This window comes from Altererythrobacter aquiaggeris (genome assembly GCF_037154015.1).
Classification (GTDB): Bacteria; Pseudomonadota; Alphaproteobacteria; order Sphingomonadales; family Sphingomonadaceae; genus Aestuarierythrobacter; species Aestuarierythrobacter aquiaggeris.
The window spans coordinates 1,379,975-1,399,330 of sequence record NZ_JBANRL010000001.1 but is presented as its reverse complement, the minus strand read 5'-3'; the positions used below and the strand labels follow the sequence as shown (position 1 = coordinate 1,399,330).

21 protein-coding genes are annotated in these 19,356 nt (G+C 54.5%); 13 read left to right on the top strand and 8 right to left on the bottom strand.

Going from position 1 to position 19,356, the window contains the following annotated elements:
- Positions 1–51: 51 nt before the first annotated feature.
- Together WFP06_RS06830 and WFP06_RS06825 are read left to right on the top strand one after the other, a co-directional pair.
- On the top strand, positions 52–369 hold the full coding sequence (locus tag WFP06_RS06830; RefSeq protein ID WP_336986470.1) for a hypothetical protein: 318 nt from the start codon (positions 52–54) through the stop codon (positions 367–369).
- On the top strand, positions 369–740 hold the full coding sequence (locus WFP06_RS06825) for a hypothetical protein (RefSeq protein WP_336986469.1): 372 nt from the start codon (positions 369–371) through the stop codon (positions 738–740). The genes WFP06_RS06830 and WFP06_RS06825 overlap by 1 nt, the downstream gene beginning before the upstream one ends.
- A gap of 11 nt (positions 741–751) precedes the next feature.
- Here the strand turns inward: WFP06_RS06825 and WFP06_RS06820 are convergent, their stop codons facing one another.
- The 4 genes from WFP06_RS06820 to WFP06_RS06805 all read right to left on the bottom strand — a co-directional run bounded on the left by WFP06_RS06820 (position 752) and on the right by WFP06_RS06805 (position 3,938).
- Positions 752–1,105: a TM2 domain-containing protein gene (locus tag WFP06_RS06820; RefSeq protein WP_336986468.1), complete on the bottom strand. Its 354-nt coding sequence runs from the start codon at positions 1,103–1,105 to the stop codon at positions 752–754.
- Positions 1,106–1,321: 216 nt separating this feature from the next.
- Entirely contained in the window at positions 1,322–2,488 is a 1,167-nt protein-coding gene (locus tag WFP06_RS06815; RefSeq protein WP_336986467.1) for a hypothetical protein, read from the bottom strand.
- Positions 2,488–2,895, bottom strand: a complete 408-nt coding sequence (locus tag WFP06_RS06810) for a hypothetical protein (protein WP_336986466.1) — start codon at positions 2,893–2,895, stop codon at positions 2,488–2,490. Before WFP06_RS06810 ends, WFP06_RS06815 begins: the two co-directional genes overlap by 1 nt.
- Positions 2,896–3,086: 191 nt before the next feature.
- Positions 3,087–3,938, bottom strand: a complete 852-nt coding sequence (locus WFP06_RS06805; RefSeq protein ID WP_336986465.1) for an exonuclease domain-containing protein — start codon at positions 3,936–3,938, stop codon at positions 3,087–3,089.
- 426 nt (positions 3,939–4,364) lie between these two features.
- Between WFP06_RS06805 and WFP06_RS06800 the strand changes: the two genes are divergently transcribed.
- From WFP06_RS06800 to mazG, 11 genes are all read left to right on the top strand, one after another.
- Positions 4,365–4,595 carry a hypothetical protein gene (locus WFP06_RS06800; protein WP_336986464.1) on the top strand — a complete coding sequence of 77 codons (231 nt, stop codon included), beginning with the start codon at positions 4,365–4,367 and terminating at the stop codon, positions 4,593–4,595.
- Positions 4,596–4,753: 158 nt separating this feature from the next.
- Complete coding sequence (locus WFP06_RS06795; protein ID WP_419716218.1) at positions 4,754–5,782, top strand: lytic murein transglycosylase; 1,029 nt, start codon at positions 4,754–4,756, stop codon at positions 5,780–5,782.
- Positions 5,783–5,795: 13 nt separating this feature from the next.
- Positions 5,796–6,734, top strand: coding sequence for an SPOR domain-containing protein (locus tag WFP06_RS06790; RefSeq protein ID WP_336986463.1), 939 nt, complete (start codon positions 5,796–5,798; stop codon positions 6,732–6,734).
- 33 nt (positions 6,735–6,767) lie between these two features.
- Positions 6,768–7,913, top strand: coding sequence for a D-alanyl-D-alanine carboxypeptidase family protein (locus WFP06_RS06785; RefSeq protein ID WP_336986462.1), 1,146 nt, complete (start codon positions 6,768–6,770; stop codon positions 7,911–7,913).
- Positions 7,913–8,548, top strand: coding sequence for a dTMP kinase (gene tmk, locus WFP06_RS06780; protein WP_336987654.1), 636 nt, complete (start codon positions 7,913–7,915; stop codon positions 8,546–8,548). The genes WFP06_RS06785 and tmk overlap by 1 nt, the downstream gene beginning before the upstream one ends.
- Positions 8,548–9,504, top strand: a complete 957-nt coding sequence (locus tag WFP06_RS06775) for an AAA family ATPase (protein WP_336986461.1) — start codon at positions 8,548–8,550, stop codon at positions 9,502–9,504. Before tmk ends, WFP06_RS06775 begins: the two co-directional genes overlap by 1 nt.
- A 31-nt stretch (positions 9,505–9,535) precedes the next feature.
- A complete protein-coding gene (gene metG, locus WFP06_RS06770; protein ID WP_336986460.1) occupies positions 9,536–11,080 on the top strand; it encodes a methionine--tRNA ligase in 1,545 nt (514 codons plus the stop codon).
- Entirely contained in the window at positions 11,080–11,856 is a 777-nt protein-coding gene (locus WFP06_RS06765; protein ID WP_336987653.1) for a TatD family hydrolase, read from the top strand. Before metG ends, WFP06_RS06765 begins: the two co-directional genes overlap by 1 nt.
- Positions 11,853–12,620, top strand: a complete 768-nt coding sequence (locus WFP06_RS06760; RefSeq protein ID WP_336986459.1) for an MBL fold metallo-hydrolase — start codon at positions 11,853–11,855, stop codon at positions 12,618–12,620. The genes WFP06_RS06765 and WFP06_RS06760 overlap by 4 nt, the downstream gene beginning before the upstream one ends.
- The gene (locus WFP06_RS06755; RefSeq protein WP_336986458.1) at positions 12,617–12,787 is read left to right on the top strand and encodes a hypothetical protein; all 171 of its coding nucleotides are present in this window, start codon (positions 12,617–12,619) and stop codon (positions 12,785–12,787) included. Before WFP06_RS06760 ends, WFP06_RS06755 begins: the two co-directional genes overlap by 4 nt.
- A gap of 72 nt (positions 12,788–12,859) precedes the next feature.
- Entirely contained in the window at positions 12,860–13,618 is a 759-nt protein-coding gene (gene mazG, locus WFP06_RS06750) for a nucleoside triphosphate pyrophosphohydrolase (RefSeq protein WP_336986457.1), read from the top strand.
- On the opposite strand, the gene hflX is transcribed toward mazG, so the two are convergent.
- The 4 genes from hflX to WFP06_RS06730 form a co-directional block, all read right to left on the bottom strand.
- Entirely contained in the window at positions 13,615–14,937 is a 1,323-nt protein-coding gene (gene hflX, locus WFP06_RS06745) for a GTPase HflX (RefSeq protein ID WP_473829073.1), read from the bottom strand. The genes mazG and hflX overlap by 4 nt on opposite strands.
- Positions 14,934–15,485, bottom strand: coding sequence for an RNA chaperone Hfq (hfq, locus tag WFP06_RS06740; protein ID WP_336986456.1), 552 nt, complete (start codon positions 15,483–15,485; stop codon positions 14,934–14,936). Before hfq ends, hflX begins: the two co-directional genes overlap by 4 nt.
- 139 nt (positions 15,486–15,624) lie before the next feature.
- On the bottom strand, positions 15,625–17,010 hold the full coding sequence (ntrX, locus tag WFP06_RS06735) for a nitrogen assimilation response regulator NtrX (protein WP_336986455.1): 1,386 nt from the start codon (positions 17,008–17,010) through the stop codon (positions 15,625–15,627).
- A 30-nt stretch (positions 17,011–17,040) separates the two neighbouring features.
- Positions 17,041–19,305 carry a sensor histidine kinase gene (locus WFP06_RS06730; RefSeq protein WP_336986454.1) on the bottom strand — a complete coding sequence of 755 codons (2,265 nt, stop codon included), beginning with the start codon at positions 19,303–19,305 and terminating at the stop codon, positions 17,041–17,043.
- Between the last annotated feature and the right edge of the window lie 51 nt (positions 19,306–19,356).

Genomic DNA, 19,356 nt, shown 5'->3' with positions numbered 1-19,356 from the left:
TTGTGAATAGAACTTGCCAAGCAAAAAATTTGACTTATTATTTTGCAGATCATGGCAGACGGATGGCCCTCTTTCGCCGCCAATAGCGCGGATTTTTGTAACGGCAATGCGGTTGAAACCTCCGCTGCTAGCGGAATTGAGCCTACCCCTCCCCCCGCAAAGAAAACTCGGAAAAGGTATGTGCGCCTTGAGAATAGCCCGCAAATTCGCCGGGAAATGGCCCGCGTTTATCGCGGCTTAGAAGCTGGCGAGATTGACCTGCTTAAAGGTGGCAAGCTCGTTTACGTCCTAACCGAAATTAGCCGCACCCTAGAACGTGAAAGTGTCGAGAAATTGAATAGCCGACTAGATGAAGTTGAGGGCAAATAATGGCTCGTCACCTGACATTGACCCGGCGTATTCAGCGGCTGGAAAAGCAACGCAATTCCCGGCACCGTCAACTGCCCACAGTGATGTTTGCTGTCGAGGATGCTTGCGAAGCTGATATTGTGGGCATCGGTGGGCCTAACTTCGAGATTGACCGGCAAGAGGGTGAAAGCCTTAGCGATCTAGTGAGGCGCGCCACGGCCACCACAGGCGCTAGGACGCTTTGGGCGGTTTATGTGCCGGACGCGACTGAAATCCCGCCACAGCCTAACAATTTACCCATTGCCAGCCAGAGCGGCGGTATCATCGACCCGCTTGCTCTGGCTGGCATAGGCGTAGAGGATATTCGCTATCGCGGGTGGGGGGCAATCTGAAGCCGGCTAGATCACATCGCTTCTAGGGTAAGACGCTGCCGCAATTCGTCCATCCGTCTACGGATGATTGATGGAATTAAAAACAAGTCGATGAATGCCCACACGCCAGTGACGAGCAATCCAATGATAGTTATGCCAAGAATTAGCATCACAATGCCAGTTCCTTTTTCGCCAAGATAGAGTCGGTGTATGCCGAAAGCGCCAAGAAAAAGGCAAAGGAGATAAGCCGCGCCGGTGCTTGGTTTTTCGTTCGCAATTCGCTGCTCTATGAGCATTCTTTTGCTATCGCTAAGTCGCTCAGGCGAGCCACTTGAAGTCTCATTTTTATCCAATTGAGTAGCGCGCAAATTTTCAAGTTCAGACAAAGCCAATACCCCCTGTTTTTCGCCAATGCTCTGGCCATTGAGCGAAACAAGTCATTTGTCTACAAAGATATTCTTAATTTATTGAGCACTCCAAAATTGCAGTTGAAGCATCAGGGTAAGGGTTGAAGGCAACGCCACCGAGCTATTTAAAAATAACGTTATCAAATACAGTCACTTGTGATGCAATATCGGCGGACATACGTGAACCCGAACCTATCAAGGAAATGTGGGCCGAACCTCAACCTTCATGAAATCCCGTAACTGGCGCTTTGTGAAAAGACCCTCTACAATTACTGGCTTTCCGATCACCAACTTACCTTCGCCCAATATCTCATCAAATATTTCGGCGCTCAATTTGCAAGTGATTTCTCTCTTGTAGATGGTCTTAATCCTAAGCGAATTAGACCCCTCCAAAATCCCAGAAATAAAACCATGAACCCTTGCTTCTTGGTCTTCAACTTCTCTGACAGACGCTCGAATTTTTTCGGCAGTCAAAAGGTCAACGTCGACGAATACGTCAGTTTTACCCCTACCATTTGTCGAGAACTGCATCCGCTTAACATCGCCGCGTTGGCTGGGTAATATATCGACGAGTGTGAGGAGGAAGTCGAGGTTGTCGCTTGCATACTTATCAGGAAGTCCGTGTGCTCCCATCACGTCCACTGTCCGCTTGAGGTGCTGAGCAAAATCAACGCCCAACACTTCAGATTCTGCCAAAACCTCGTTTGCGTCTAAATCCTTAGTCTTCTTTCCTCGCTTGAAACGAGCCAAATCTATTTCTGGGGCATCTACTGCAATAACTAAGCTTGCAAATTCGGGTTGGCGAACAGGAAAATCCAAAACTCCAGTAGATTTACCGTGCCCTAAAGATGGGGGGGTTAAGACCTTGCGAAGTGTCGAATAAACATCATCAACCAGACCCTTAAACGTCGAGAACGGCATGCCCTTCTCGCTCATCTCATCGCCAAAGAACTTGAACGCATATGACGCTTCAGATTGTTGAACTGAATCTGGGACAACGCCAAAGTCTGCCCGAAGCGCTATTCCCTGTTGCGGAAGGAAAGACTCAATTTCGCTTTCGCTCACCTCTTCGTGCCGAAGCACGGTCAAGTCCAAATCTAGCTCAAACACCCACAGGTTACCGCTTAGAAGTGCTCCACGCACAGACAGCTTGCCTGATTTCAAATAGCGGACCTGTTTACTAGCAATTTGCGAGGCAATGTAGAAATCGCACTCGTCTTTCTCGTCCGCTTTTACAAAAAGGAACGTGAACGGTCCAACGCTCTTCAAGAATATTGCGGGGCCATCGAGATAATACAGGATCTCGTCCGGAGAGAGCACCTCACCGGTCCAATTTGCATTAAAAGCGTTTGAGCCAGCCATCACGAATTAACCAATGGAGGAATTGCTAAGGAAAGGCGACCCTTCAAATCGACGTTCTCATACGGCCAATAACTGTGATGCCCGGGCTGGCTTCTGGACGGGGTTGCCGCAAGCTGTCCATCAGTCTTCGAAACTTTCGCTGCAAAAATATGCCACTTTGCACCCAGCTTAGGGAATAGCTTTTGCGCATGAGTTGCATCTGCTTCAGTCACCCAAACAGACAGTGCGAAGCCGATGCAGCCCATACCTTCTGCTAGTTTCTGCTTGCGCGGCTTCGAAGAAAGCGCGTGTGGTGTTAAATCCTCATCACTAGGGGGATTGTCCTTACAACCACGATACAAGGTGCATTCAATTTCTTCGGAATCTTGTGGGCAGCCATCCGGCATCCATTTTGGGAAATCACCCACAAAAGTGCGCCTCTATCAAAACTTTGTTCATTTTGGCCATATAACGTCAATGATTTCAAAGATCATTAAGTTTTTTCCAGTCGAAATTGATTAAGGTGTGGTCCACATTGAAGAGGCTGAATCAGCTTGTGAGCATATGTGTAATGTTCCAACCAATGGCTCTGACATTCAAATTCAACCGGCAAGAAATGCTAGGTTTTGCATAGCTTCATGAAGTCTGCCTCTCCAAGAATCCGAATGGATTGGCCACCCTCGATTAGTGCCTCCGCCTTGCGGTGTTTTCCGCTCTTTGATTTGCCATTCAACCGCTCAATGTCTTGATCGCCAACGACAAGTAATGATGTTTTCTTCGTAACACCGGGACTGACTGCCGCCCCTGCTTCATGCGCCATGTCAGCGGCATTACGGCGCGGAACGAGAAGTGAGCCAGTAAATGTTATGGTTTCTCCAAGCAGCGGTCCATCGCCATCACCTTCGCGCTTTACGCTAAAACCTTGCGATGAAGTGCCACTACTTTTGCACCGATCAACCCATTCGCTTGGCGAAAAGCCCGTATCTTGCATTGCTCTGATTAGAATTAAGCCCGCAGCACGAGCATCGCTTTCAGCATCATGGTGTTGAAACTCAATACCGAACTTACTCGCTATGTTTTTGAGTCCATAACCAGTTTTTGAAAATTCATTCCAAGCCCTCCGCGCGACACGTGCTGTATCGAGCCAGTTGCAAGGCAGCGGGTCCAACTCATGCAGACCACAAGCCTGCGCAAGCGCTACACGGTCAAAATGTGTGTGACAGGCGACGATTTCGCCAGCAACTAACTCACAGATTCGGTTATGAACTTGCTGAAAGGTTGGCGCTCCGCGAACAGCTGCTTCGTCAATTCCATGAATATTGACATTATACGGGTCAAAGTAATCTTGCGGGTCAAGCAAGATAGTTTCAGAGCGGGTTTCCACGCCGTTTTCAAATGCAACAATGCCAATCTGACAAATGCTGCTCATCCGTGGGTTGGCGGTTTCCAAGTCGACTGCAATGAATTTCATGCCTCTCCCTTTGCTTTCGCAATAGAATTACGTGAAATTTGATTTGTTTCAATCCTTTCGCTGAATTTTAAAAATTAAGATCGCGAACTATTGGCACAGAGCGTTTCTTGGCAAAAAGTCCGGTTCTAAACCCGACTAGTATGCCAATCTAGCTAAATTGCAGCCTTGCGCGCATGTAAGGGTTGATAACGGTGAGGGCCAAATATTTGCCCTTAAGCTCTTGATAATTAAGCAAAAGTACGAATATTTGCCGGACACCCTGTCTGCCACAGAATTATTTGGACCAGCCGGATTTGCATCGACGGGCGGTGGTAATTATATCACTATGTGTGGGCTCCTCGATCCGGCTGGCGAAAAGAGATTGTAGTATTTGGTGGTTAGTTGCTAAAGCCGAGATAGAGATTCGACTTCAAAGGGACTTAGATAATGATTTCACGTAAAATTCTCGCTTCGACCGCTGCACTTTCGCTGATCGCTACGCCAGTTGTCGCTCAGGCTGCTGATCGTGCTTCTGCACCAGCCGCTGAGAAGAGCGAGCTGGGTGCTGCTCCTCGTGCGCCTTTGGTTCTTGCTGCAATCGCAGCGATTATCCTTGGTGTTATCCTGATCGGTGACAGCGACGGTGAAGGCAGAGAAGATCTGCCGGTTAGCCAATAACCTGATCGTGAAAATTTGTTTGGAAGGCCCCGCTTTTGCGGGGCTTTTCTTTGTCTGACCAGGATTTGCTGCCGAAAACTGCCGACATGTTATGCTTTCAGTGGTGAAACCGGGAAAAACTCGAATGAGTCATTTTGCAGACAGCTAATCTATGCGAGATGCTGGATATGAAATCTCTAAAACGCCTCCTCGCATTCGCCAGTGCTGCGGCACTTACGATCCCCGTTGGCGCTTCGGCTCAAAACGTTTCGTTTGATGCCTATCTCGAAGTCCTGAAGGCCCGCGCCCGCGCTGAGGGGGTGAGCGAGCCGACAATCCGGCGTATGACGTATGACCTCACACCCAACAGCAGGGTGATCGAACTTGACCGCGGTCAACCCGGTTCACCGACGCAAAGCGGATTTCCCCGGTTACAGCCCTATATTGATCGTCACGTTGATACGGCGCGCATCACCGGGGGCAGAAATATGTTTGCGGCAACCCGCACAGCGACACGCAATATCGAGCGCGATTACGGGGTGCCCGGTGAAATCGTGATTGCAATCTGGGGCCATGAAACAAATTATGGCAGCTATACCGGCGATTTCGACCTGTCGCGTTCGCTGGCAACACTGGCGTGGGAAGGACGGCGGCGTGATCTGTTTTCCGGTGAATTCATAGATTTGCTCAAGATTGCGGATTTAGGGGTTAATCGATCTACCCTGAAAGGGAGTTGGGCCGGCGCGTTTGGCAATCCCCAGTTCCTGCCCAGCGTCTATTTGCGCCTGGCAAAAGACGGCGACGGTGACGGGGATCGGGACATCTGGAATAGCCGCGACGACACCTTGGCATCCATAGCGAACTATTTTCGTGATGCAGGCTGGCGCAACGGGCAGCCATGGGGCGTCAAAGCATTTGTTCCCGCTTCATTGAACCGGGAAGTCATCAAAAACAAAACCCGTTCACCCGTCTGTCCGCGTGTTCACGAACGTCACAGTCAATGGAAAACCGTTGCGGAATGGCGCAATTTGGGCGTTCGTCCACAGCAGTACCTCGCCGATGACGTCATGGCATCGCTGTTCGAACCCGATGGTCAAAACGAATCTGCGTGGCTCTTAACCGGAAATTACAAGGTTATCCTCGAATACAACTGCTCAAACTATTACGCTATGAGTGTTGGGTTGTTAGCAGATGAGATCAAACGGTAAAAATTCGACTGGAGTGATCGCTTTATTGTCGGTCGGAATAGCTGTTTCGTCGTGCAACGCGGCCAGCCACAGCGAAGCAGACGTTGCTGCGGCATCTGATTCGGTGCGGAACGGGCCTGCTGCCGATTACCCGGTGATCATCGGCGACCCGTTTTCGGTCGACGGAAAGCTCTACACGCCCACAGATTCGCTCAATTATGACGAGGTAGGTTATGCCGGGCTAATGATAACCGCAGGGGCAGGCGTGACCGCCTCGCACCGCACATTGCCCGTGCCAAGTTATGCGGAAGTGACAGCGTTGGACAGCGGCCGGACGATTCTGGTCCGGGTGGAGGAGCGCGGCCCTATGGCGGGGTTTCGTCTGCTCGGTTTGTCGCAAGACGCTTCCAGCCAACTGGGCATATCCGACGGCGCGCCGATCAGGGTCCGGCGGGTCAATCCGCCCGAAATCGACCGCGCCAAACTGAGAATGGATGGACCCGCTTCGCAGCGCATGGAAACGCCTGCGTCGCTGCTTGCGGTGTTAAAGCGCAAACTTCCAGATAACGGCTCCACACCTTTGATTGCGGTTGGCACTCCAAGCCCTGCAAGGCCTTTTATCGCGCCTTCTGCAGGCCCGATTACGAGCGGGGCCAACTATGCACTGACACCCATTGAGCCCACAGCAACCGCGTCTGCCCGGACGCAAGCCGTGGTGCGCCGGCGTTCATCGGTCGAAACAGCGACTGGATTGGCAGCGGCTACGGGTGATTACGTCGTCCAGGCAGCTGCCTTTTCGGTGCGCAGCAACGCCGATAAGGCAGCAAAAGGTCTGGGCGGATTTGTCGTGCCGGACGGACGCTATTTCCGCGTTCGCACGGGTCCTTTTGACAGCCGTGGAGAAGCGCAAGCGGCGCTCGCCAAGGTCAAAGCTGCAGGCTATAGTGATGCCAGAGTTTCACCAGTAGGTTAATCACCCGGCTCCGGTCCGGTGGCAGGAGCGGTTTTGAGCAGGTTGTTCCAGATTTTATTGCTGCTGGCAGTCGTCAGCTTCCCTGTGCGCATTTCGGCGATGGCGGGGATACCGGCAGCCGACGATGCACCGATTGCATTGATGCTGGATCTGAATTCGGGACAGACGCTGTTCGCGCGCGATAGTGACCGGCGATTTGTACCGGCTTCGATAACCAAGGTCATGACCACTTTGGTCGCCTTCCAGATGATGGAGGAACGCCGCATTTCCGCACGTCAGTCTTTCGTGATGGACGAAACGACGTTCGAAGACTGGCACCGCAAGGGATCGACCATGTTCCTGCCATTGAACCAGCGGGTTACAGTCGATCAGTTATTGATGGGCATAACAACGGTTTCCGCCAATGATGCAAGTGTCCTGTTGGCGCTCAACGCCGCGGGATCGGTGGATGGCTGGATCGACCAGATGAACAAGTCTGCGCGAAAATTAGGAATGAACAACAGCTATTTTGGAACACCCAATGGCTGGCCTGATGAAGGCAGGACATTCACGACAGCCCGCGATCTGGCGAAACTGGCTCGGGCCTTGGTCGAAAGGCACCCAGAACTTTACGGCCGTTATATCGGCAACAAGGGAATGTCGTATAATGGTATCGCGCAGGATAATCATGACCCGACCATTGGCGTCGTTAATGGTGCGGACGGTATCAAAACCGGCTTCACCAATCAGGCTGGATACGGATTTTTGGGAACGGCTGCGCGGGATGGACGGCGCGTCGTCATGATTGTGGCGGGCAGTAGTAGCGCGGGCGCAAGAAACCGGGCAGCGCGTGAATTTCTCGAGTGGGGATTAGCCAATTTCGAATCGCGGCGCATCTTCCGCGCTGGCCAGATTCTCGCGGAAATTCCCGTTCAGGATGGCAACGCCGGACACGTCAATCTGGTTGCCCCGGAAGATATCTTCGTAACTTTCCCCAAAGGCCAGGATCCTGGCGTCGAGCTGAATGTGCGATATCGCGGGCCGGTCCGGGCTCCGTTCGGCACGGATACGGCAATTGCCGATTTGCAGGTCCAGGTGGAAGGGCTGCCGACAACGACGGTCCCGTTGGTCTCGGACATCCCGGTTGAACGGGCGGGAGTGTTCTGGCGCCTTTATAACGGCCTGAGGTCATTGGTTTGATAGTGCGGGGGAAATTCATCGCATTCGAAGGGGGCGAGGGCGCTGGCAAATCGACGCAGGCTGCAATGCTTGCTTCGGCACTTGGTAAGCGGGGCATCGAATGCATCCTGACCCGCGAGCCGGGCGGGACCGGCGGCGCGGAGAACATTCGTCATCTGTTGCTCTCATCCGAAGGCGAGGGGTGGGGGCCGCGAGCAGAGGCGCTCCTGTTTGCAGCCGCCCGCTCCGACCATGTCGAAAAGACAATCCGGCCAACGATCGAACAGGGGAAGTGGGTGATATGTGACCGGTTTGTCGATTCCAGCCGCGCATATCAAGGCGGCGCCGGCGGGCTGGGCGACAAGGATATTCTTACCCTGCACGATATCGGCAGTGAGGGGTTACTGCCGGATCTCACTTTTCTGATCGAAGTCCCCGCATCCATGGTCTCGGAACGACTTGTTACACGTGATGGCGGAAATGATGACCGTATTGGTGGCCGCAGCGCGTTTTATCACGCGAAGGTAGCGGCTGCTTTCAGTCAATTCGCCGATGAAGATCCGGGAAGATTCGCAAGGATTGACGGCACAGGCAGTCCGGCAGCGATCCACGCGAAAATTGTGGCGGCAATCGCGCCGCTTCTGGCAGACGACTAATGGCGTTGGTCGGCCACGAAGACGCATGGCAGCAATGGCGCGATGCTCAATCCGGCCCAAGGATGCACCATGCCTGGCTGCTCGCCGGCAAGCAGGGGCTGGGTAAGGCGCATTTTGCCGTAGATGCGGCGCGCGAGCTTGTGGCCGAGCCGGGAAGCCCGCCGATTTCAGCGCCGCACCCGGACATAATAACGCTCACCAATCTGCCCAAGGATGACAAGGAAGCAAAGAAGCGGGATGAGGGCACACCGTTCGAGGCAAAGCGCAATATCTCGGTCGCGCAAATCCGCGAGATGCAAAAGCGTTTGAACACGCGGCCGACACTGGGTGATCGCCGGGTAATCATCATCGATCCGGCGGACGATCTTGAAAAATCTGCGTCGAATGCTTTGCTCAAAAGTCTGGAAGAACCGCCAGCGGGAACATATTTCGTGCTTGTTGCCCACCGGCCGGCGCGCTTGTTGCCAACTATCCGGTCACGGTGCCGTGTGCTTCGCTTCGCTTCACTAACAGATGTCCAGCTTGGCCAGATTGTTTCCGCGAAGGCGCCTGACGTGGATGCGTCCACACGTGATGCGGCTATTGCGCTGGCCGGGGGTTCGCCCGGTGCCGCACTTGAGTTTGTCGAGCATAATCTGGGCGCGCTGGACCGTTTGCTGCGCGAGATTTCGCGGAGCGGTGATTCCAGCTTTACGCTGAGAGGTCAATTATCCGATACGCTTGGCGCGCGGCCGGGCCGGGACCGGATCCTGACGACATTGAACGTTGCGCGCGGGGTTCTGGCTGCTGAACTCACGGGGGCAGACAAATCACGCTTGCCGGGCATCATCGAAGCGCATTCGCAGCTTGTAAAACTTGGTGCACAGGCTCCGACCTATAATTTCGACGCCGGGCTGCTGATCATGGAAATCGGTAGCTTGCTCGCCAAGGCGGCAAACCCTAGTGAAGCGGCCTGACCCAACTTTTACGAAAGCTTCCGCGCCCGTTATGGCCGACACCTATTACATCACGACTGCCATCAGCTATCCCAACGGGCCCCCGCATATCGGGCACGCCTATGAAGCGATTGCGGCCGATGTCATGGCGCGCTTCAAACGTTTGCAGGGTTTTGATGTCAGGTTTCAGACCGGCACAGACGAGCATGGCTTGAAAATGGCGCAAAAGGCGCGTGAACTTGGCAAGAGCCCGCGGATGCTTGCTGATGAAATGTCGCGCATTTTTATCGCGATGTGCGATGCTTTGAATGTTAAGTATGACCGGTTTCTCAGGACTGTCGAAGCCGATCACCACAAGGCAAGCCAGGAACTTTGGCGCCGCATGGAAGCAAACGGTGATCTGTATCTCGATCGTTACGAAGGTTGGTATTCGGTCCGCGACGAAGCCTATTACGACGAGAGCGAACTCGAACAAGGCGACGGCGAGGAAAAGCTTTCACCCCAAGGCACACCGGTAGAATGGACTGTAGAGGAAAGCTGGTTCTTCAAACTCTCGGCCTTTCAGGACAAGTTAATTGCTTTGTACGAGAATAATCCGGAATTTTTAAAGCCCGATAGCCGGCGCAATGAAATGGCATCGTTTGTGGCGGGCGGACTGCGCGATCTTTCGATTTCGCGGACAAGCTTCGATTGGGGGGTAAAAGTCCCAGGCAGCGACGATCATGTGATGTATGTTTGGGTGGATGCGCTGACCAATTATCTGACCGGGCTTGGCTTCCCTGAAGAAACGGAGAATTTTTCGAAGTTCTGGCCAGCCGACCTTCACCTGATTGGTAAGGATATCGTGCGGTTTCATTCGGTTTATTGGCCAGCATTTTTGATGAGCGCAAAACTGCCTCTGCCCAAAAAAGTTTTTGGCCATGGATTCTTGCTCAATCGCGGCCAGAAGGAGAGTAAATCTCTGGGAAATGTTACCGATCCGATTGAATTGGCTAGTGAATTCGGCGTCGATGTCCTGCGCTATTTCCTGATGCGCGAAGTGGCTTTCGGTCAGGATGGCAGTTTTTCACCCGAGGCCATCGTCACCAGGAGCAACGCCGAACTGGCCAATTCGTTCGGGAATCTGGCTCAACGCGTTTTGAGCTTCATCGTCAAAAACTGCGATGGGCGGATTCTGGCCGATGGCGATATCGCGGCTGAAGATCGGGATCTGCGCGCCAAAGTGCTTAAAGCCTGCCGCGACGAACTGCCCGCGGCGTTTGATGATCTGGCGTTCTCGCACGGTCTGGACCATTGGATGCAAGCTGTGTTCGCTTGCAATGCTTACGTGGATGAACAGGCCCCCTGGGCTCTTCGAAAAACTGATCCGGTAAGGATGCAGCGTGTGCTTGCCACGCTCTGCGGATGTATCCGCGATCTGGCGATCGCGGTTTCCCCGGTAGTGCCGGATGCTGCGGCAAAACTGCTCGATGCATTATGCATTCCTGCTGATGCGCGCGATTTTGCTGCGCTGGATCAGGATATTACTCTCGGTGAGATACGGGTCGATAGCCCGGCGCCCGCTTTCCCGCGCCTAGAAATGCCGGCAGCCGCGTGATGCTGATCGATAGCCATTGCCATCTCGAATATGATGGGCTGGTCGAAGAGCAGAAAACTGTTCTGATGCGCGCACGCCAGTCCGGAGTAGGGGGGTTTCTGAATATTTCCACCCGCCAGAGCGAGTGGGATCAGGTGATCGCTACTGCCGAGCGCGAGCCGGATGTTTGGGCCAGCGTAGGAATACATCCGCACGAGGCTGACGGACACGCCGATTTGGGCGCGGCAGCCTTATTGGCAAAAACGCGCAGTCCCAAAGTGATTGCCATCGGAGAAACCGGCCTCGACTACTATTACGACAAATCCGATCGTGATGTGCAAAAGGCCTTGTTTCGAATGCACATCGGCGTCGCTCGCGAGACGGGACTGCCGATCATCATCCACACTCGCGCCGCCGAAAGCGATACCGCGGCGATATTGGCAGAGGAGATGGAGATCGGGCGGTTTCCAGCGCTCATCCACTGTTTCACCGCCTCTGCCGATTTCGGTGCGAAAGTGCTGGAGCTTGGACTGACTATTTCCTTGTCGGGTATCGTTACATTCAAGAACGCCAGGGATCTTCAGGACGTCGCCAAGACCATTCCTGATGACAGGATTCTGGTTGAAACAGATTCGCCATTTCTCGCCCCGGTGCCAAATCGCGGAAAAACCTGCGAACCGGCTTTCGTTGCAGATACGGCCCGGTTTGTGGCTGATTTGCGCGGCGTTTCCGTTGAAGAACTGAGCCGGATCACCACCGGCAATTTCTTCGGTTTGTTTACGAAGGCATCCCGGTGAAGGTGCTGATGCTGGGTTCCGGCACATCCATGGGGGTCCCGCGGATCGGAAATGACTGGGGGGCTTGCGATCCCGCCGAGCCGAAAAACCGGCGCACTCGCGTTTCGATCATGGTTGAAAATGATCAGGGCAAGCGCATTCTGGTAGATACATCGACCGATCTGCGCACGCAGTTGCTCCGAGAACGGATCGATTCCATCGATGCAGTATTCTGGACGCACGATCACGCAGATCATTGTCACGGCATCGATGATCTTCGTCCGCTCCGTTATGGCCGTGCAGGGCCGATCCCGGGGTTTGCCAATGCCGAAACAGCCAGACGGCTCCGCAACCGGTTCGGGTATGTTTTTTCCGGCCAACATGGTTATCACACCATAGTAGAGCTTGAAAATCTTGACCGGCTGCGGATGTTCGCCGGCTTCGGAATAAGCTGGTGCCAGATGCCGCACGGGCCGGCGCAAAGCACCGCGTTCCGGTTCGAAGCCGATGGTAAATCAATCGGTTACGCGACGGACTTCAGTGAAATCACTGACGAGATGGTGGATGTTTTTGCCGATTGCGATCTGCTCGTGACGGATTGTCTCCGCCGCGAGCCGCATCCTACGCATGCGCACCTTGAAATGGCACTGGAGTTGGTGTCACGTTCGGGCGCCCGCAAGGCAATCCTGACCCATCTCGACAAAAGTATGGACTATCTCACGCTGTGTGGTGAAATTCCCGATGGCGTACAGGTAGGGTATGACGGTCTGGAGATAAACGCATGAGCGAAACATTGGATTGGCAGACGATTGTGGTTGTCGGGTTGGCGATCATTTTGCCGATCGGCGCATTGGCAGCACGGCAGATGTCAGCCAAAAAATGGATTGTAATGGGATTAGCGTGGGCAGCGATTTTCGCCGTCGCGACGCTGTTTATCAATGCCGTCCGTTAAAAACCGGTTCGGCAGAGCGCAACCAACGAGCAGCACGAGTAAACTTAACATAATATATATTATCAATCTAGCATGTCCCAGGAACTAAGCCGCCTCCTCGGCATAATGTCACGCCTCCGCGATCCCCAGCAAGGTTGCGAATGGGATCGGGCGCAAACCTTTCAAACCATCGCGCCCTATACAATTGAGGAAGCGTACGAAGTTGCGGACGCTATTGAGCGTGGCGACATGACCGAATTGCAATCCGAACTTGGCGATCTGCTGCTGCAAGTCGTGTTTCATGCGCAGCTGGCTGATGAGTTGGATCTCTTTAACTTTGAAGATGTTGCCGCAACCATCTCCGATAAAATGGAGGCGCGGCACCCGCACATCTTCGGTGACGATGATCAAACGGATGTGGAAATCAGGTGGGAGGCACTCAAGGAGGCCGAACGCCATGATAAAGGCGAGACCAGTGCCATGGACGGTGTTGCAAATGCTTTGCCGGGTCTATTGCGCGCCGAAAAGCTCCAACGGCGCGCTGCGCGGGACGGGTTTGACTGGCCAGATACGAGCGGCCCCGCAGCCAAAGTCCGTGAGGAGATGGATGAACTTGCCGATGCCGACGGCGACGCTCACCGGTTGGAAGAGGCAGGTGACCTGCTGTTCGCTGCCGTAAATCTGGTAAGAAAATCCGGAATTGCGCCGGAGGACGCGCTGCGCGCGGCTAATGCAAAATTCGAACGCCGCTACCGCGCAATGGAATCTCTGGCAGGAGGCAGTTTTGCGTCGCTCAGTCTCGGCGAGCAGGAAACTTTATGGCAAGCCGTCAAGCGCGCCGAAAGCGATTAGAGCGCTTCAAACCGGCCAAATTCTTTAGGAGTAAGGCGTACCGCCATGTGGCGCAGGGGGCCGCCATCGCGTTGGCCGCCATCCTCGTCCTTGATAATTTCACCGTGGGCATGCAGCCAAGCGATCTTCTGCCCGTCGCCCGCTTCGATGTTGAATTCGTAGGTTCTGGCGGTCGATGTCAGCATTGCGCCGATACGGGCAATCAGTGCGTCAACGCCTTCTCCAGTGATTGCTGAAATTGGCAATATTTCATCGTTTTCAGATATGATCGGCTTGAGTTCGTTGCGCCTTTCCTGATCCAGCAGATCCCATTTGTTCCATGCCTCGATCATCGGGATCGGCGCAGTGTCGCCCTCCCCCCCCATGACGCCCAGATCTTTCAGAACCTGTAACACCTGTTCTTTTTGTGCAGCTGACGAAGAGTTCGAAATATCTCGCACATGGACAACGATATCGGCCGCAGTCACTTCTTCGAGAGTAGCGCGGAAGGCAGCGACCAACTGGGTCGGCAAGTCGGAAATGAAGCCTACGGTATCGGACAGAATAGCCTTTTCCACGCCGGGCAGACGAATTGCCCGCATTGTTGGATCAAGCGTAGCGAAAAGCAGATCTTCTGCCATGACATCTGCACCAGTCAAATGGTTGAACAGAGTGGATTTCCCGGCGTTGGTATAACCCACCAGCGCAATTACCGGCCACGGTGCCCTGCCCCGCCGTTCGCGGTGCAACGTCCGCGTTTTTTTCACCTGCTCGAGGTCCTTTCGCAACCTGCCCATTCTTTGACGGATCATGCGCCGATCGGCCTCGATCTGCGTTTCCCCGGGGCCGCCCAGAAAACCGAAGCCGCCGCGCTGGCGTTCGAGATGCGTCCAGCTTCGTACCAAACGGCTCTGCTGGTAATCGAGATGCGCCAGTTCGACTTGCAAACGCCCTTCGGCTGTTGCCGCACGTTCTCCAAAAATTTCCAGGATCAACCCGGTCCGGTCAATGACCTTGCGTTTCAACCTGTCTTCCAGATTCCGCTGTTGGATCGGGGATAGTGCGCCGTCAACAACGACAAGTTCGGCATTTTCCAACTCGCAGGCTGTCGCAATATTATCGACTTGCCCCGCACCAAACAAAGTGTTGGGCTTAACTTCGCGGATCGGCAGCGTAATGGCGTCAGCCACGACAATCCCGATGGCCAGAGCCAGCCCGCGCGCTTCCTCAAGCCGGGCAGCCGGATCAGTGCCGCTGGGGCGGCCCCGGATTTCCGGACATACGACAATAGCTCGCGCGCCGCGCGATACTTCGCCTTGGAGGTTATCGTCGAAGCTCAGTCTATATCACCACTAATATCGGTTAAATCTTCGCCGGTCAGATCGACAGACTCTGCAGGTTGTACAGTAGAGACGGCGTGCTTGTAAGCGAGTTGCACAAATCCGTCACGTTCAAGCAAGACACTGAACAGATCAAAGGCAGCAATTCTACCCTGCAACATCACTCCGTTGACCAGAAACATCGTCACCTGGACGGAAACATCGCGGACACTGGACAGAAATACATCCTGAAGCAGGCGCTGTTTCGGGTTTCCTCCCGAACTGTCGAATTCGTCAGCGTCCATGGGCTGACCCGGCATGATGGTGGAAATTGCATGTTTGTAAACCAGCTGGCTTTGGCCGTCGCGCCGCAACAGGATCGAGAAGTTATCGAACCAGGTAATGATTCCCTGCAGCTTGACCCCCTTGACCAGAAACATCGTCACCGGTGTCTTGTTTTTGCGCAGAATATTGAGGAACTGGTCCTGAAGGTTTGTCTGTTTGTTTGTTTTCTCTGTTACCTTGGGCGCTGGCTTTGGCCGAGGGGTTAACGTCCCTTCTGATGGCATGGTTCAGTCCTCTTTTTTGGCGAACTGCCTTACGTCCGCATTCTGGCATCGCGTTGCCCGATGGGAGCCGGCGCCGGATTTTGGGTATTGCAATTAGCATTCCCTACCTGTCCGTAATGATTGGGAGGATGCGAGGTTCCTATCCTTTGCGATTCTCGGCTTTCCGGTCTGCCATTCCAAGCAATTTCAATTTGCGATGAAGCGCAGACCGTTCCATGCCGATGAAAGCGGCAGTTTTCGAGATGTTACCCGAAAACCGTCTGATCTGGACGGAAAGATATTCGCGTTCGAAGCTCTCACGCGCTTCGCGAAGCGGCACGCCCATCAGCGCCGAAATTCCGCTGGTCCCACCAAGCTTTCCTCCGGTCACTTCTGAAGGCAGCATGTCCGAATCGATCGAGTTCAGGCGATCTCGCGGGGCAAGTATGATTGTCCGTTCCACCACATTACGCAGCTGGCGAACATTTCCGGGCCAGTCATATGATTGCAAGGCGGCCAGGGCTTCTGCCGTTATGTCCGGCGCCGGAATAGCCTGTTCGGCCGCATAGCGCGCAAAAAAATGGTCTGCCAGCGCTGGGATATCATCACGCCGATCTGACAGTGACGGAACTTCTACCGGCACCACATTGAGCCGATAAAACAGATCCTCGCGGAAGCGCTTTTCCTCGATTTCTATCTCGAGATCTTTGGATGTCGAAGACACCACGCGAACATCGACGCCAATCTGCCGGCTTCCCCCAACCCGGACAAAGCTTTGGTCGGTCAGAACGCGCAATATGCGAGCCTGGGTGGACAGCGGCATATCAGCCACTTCATCGAGGTAAAGGGTTCCCCCGTCGGCGAGTTCCAGAAGCCCGGGCCGGACGAGCTTGCCGTCGGCCTCTTCGCCGAATAAGTCATGTTCGAAGCTTTCAGGCGTGATCCGGGCAGAATTGACGGTGACGAATGCGGCTTGCGACCGGGCGCTCCACCCATGGAGCAAGCGCGCCGCCACCTCTTTACCGGCGCCAGCGGGTCCCATCACAAGTACGCGGCTACCGGTACTCGCCACACGCTTCAAAGTGGCGCGAACCTGATTGATCGCCGCAGAGCTTCCGGTGAACTCGTCGGTCGCGGAGGAATTGCTGCGCAAACGGGTGTTTTCCCGGCGCAACTGTTCGGTTTCGGTTGCCCTTCCCACCAGATGGAGCAACCGCTCTGCCTCGAACGGCTTCTCTATAAAGTCCATTGCCCCGCGGCTGACGGCCGACACAGCGGTATCGATATTTCCATGACCGGAAAAGATGATCACGGGTAATTCGGGCTCCCGTTGCTTGATGGCGTCAAGGACTTCGAGGCCGTCCATCGGGCTTCCGTGCAGCCACACGTCAAGCAGCACCAGGCTTGGACGCCTCTCATCGACCGCTGCCAACGCCGATACGCTGTCACCGGCGGTCCGGCATTCGTAACCTTCATCACTGAGCACGCCTGCGACCAGGTCGCGAATGTCGGGTTCGTCATCGACAACCAGAATATCAAGCGCCATCACGCATCCTCCAGAATATTATTGAAACCGTCATAGCGCCGTTTCCTCTGCCGAGACTGCGGGTTCGCGCGCAAAGCGCAATTTCACGGTGGTGCCCCCACCTTCTTTGGTATCGATGTCGGAATTGGCGAAGCTCATGTCTCCGCCATGTTCCTCGACAATCTTGTTAACGATCGCGAGACCCAGGCCGGTCCCCTTTTCGCGGGTGGTCATATAGGGTTCGAGAATGCTCTCACTGTCTTTGGGCAGACCGATCCCGTTGTCGCTGACCGCAATCGTGAACATTGTCTCCGACGCCTCGACATGTACGGCTATGCGGCCCTTGAAGTCCGGCTCTGCGTGGTTCGCCCTTGCTTCCACAGCCTCTGCCGCGTTCTTCAGAACATTGGTCATCGCTTGACCGAATTGATGGCGATCGCATTCGATCAATATGCGTTCAGTGTCGGGTCCCGTCAGGGTGAAGGCGATTTCCGGTTTGCCAACCTCTTGCAGGAACAGCGATTGCCTGACCAAATCGAGCGCGTCTTCCTTACGGAAAACCGGCTTGGGCAGCCGTGCGAAGCTGGAAAATTCATCAACCATTTTCCTGAGATCACCAACCTGGCGAATGATCGTATTGGTCAATTCATCGAACAGGTCGCCGTCAGCCTCGATTTGCCGGCGATAGCGCCGCTTTAGCCGTTCGGTGGCCAGCTGAATGGGTGTCAGCGGATTTTTAATCTCATGCGCAATCCTGCGGGCGACATCAGACCACGCGGCCTGCCGCTGGTCCAGCAACTGGCTGGTGATGTCTTCGAATGTGATCACGTGCCCATCGGTCGCACTGGTCACCTTTACTGCCAAAGTCAGCAAATCATTGCCCTTGTTATGCTGGACCAGGCCGCTTGTGACTTTCGCGTCGAGCATAGCATCGATTTGCGGTGCAAATTCCGCCAGGTGATTGCCGACCGGCATAAAATCCGGGTCGTCGATGAGCAGTTTTTGTGCAGTGCTGTTGATCAGCAGCACTTCGCCATGCGGGTTCAGCGAAATCACACCGGCCGTTACAGATTCCAGAACAGCTTCGATAAATGATCGGCGTTGGTCAATTTGCGTGTTTGCGCTCACCAGATCTTCCGTCTGCCGGGCAATCTGGGCAGTCATCCGGTTGAAAGCGCGGTTGAGCAGACCGATCTCGTCAGCTCCGGTACGGCCGTCAACCCGCATGGCGAAGTTGCCCGATCCGACCCGGCGTGCAGCCGCGACAAGTTCGGTAAGGGGTTCGACCTGCCGGTCTGCAAATCTCAAAGCGAACCACACGGCCAATCCGACAAGCGACAATGAAACGAAAAACAGCGCCAGATTGAACTGCAATTGCAAAGCCCGCGCCCGGCGCGTGAGGCTGTCATATGCTGTGCTGACATTCTGAGCGCGTTCCCACTGGGTGAACGGACCGACTTCTGCGCTACGCGCATTATACAGGTAAATTCCGCTGACACGGTCGATTGCAGCCAGTGCCTCGATCCGGTTTGCGCTCGCCGCGACCGCAACGCTTTCGCCACCCTTGATCTGTGCAAACATCTCGGGGGCGAGTTTTTCCGGCTGATTTCCTTCGGCAAGGTCGAACAGGGCCGCGACCCTTACCGACCCGTCATCCATTTCCTGAAGAATTGCGGACTCGCTCACTTCGCGGCCCTGAGCCTGAAACAAGTAGTAATCCGCAAAATCGTCGTCGGTAATCGACGCACGCTCCAGATAGAAGCGCATGTCGCCGGCCATGGCGACAGTTTCCTCTCCCACGTTGCGCTGGTTATCCTCATAATATGCTTTTGCGAGCCGGTTGGCATTTTGCATCAGGCCCCGGGAATCATCGGAAAACCAGAATTCAACGCCTGACTGGAACAGGAAGGCGGCGAATGCGGACACCAGCAGCGTTGGTATTGCCGCGATCAACGAGAAAAAGAAAACCAGCCTGACGTGCAATCGGGCGGTGCTACCGGCGGCCCTGCGGATCGCCATGCGCCGGCCTGCCAGGACAAGCAGCGCCATAGCCGGGATCAACGTTCCGACGAGCAGCATTCCCGCCTGTGTCGCAGGCAGCAGAGCACCACTGCTGGGCGCATTGCTGAACGCAAGATAGGCGGTGGCGACCATTCCGACCAGAGACGCAAAACTGGCGATTTCGAGCAGACCGTAAAAATTTGCACGACGCAATGCCACGACTGCCTTGCGAAGCCAGCGCGGTGACCTGCGGCTGTCTGCATCGGGAGCAGATCGGCGCTGTGATAGCGCGGCTTGGTTAGGCGTCTCGTTCATCGTTGCCTCTTTACAACGCCGCTGTGGCTTTTTTGCAAGTTTTTTGGGCTT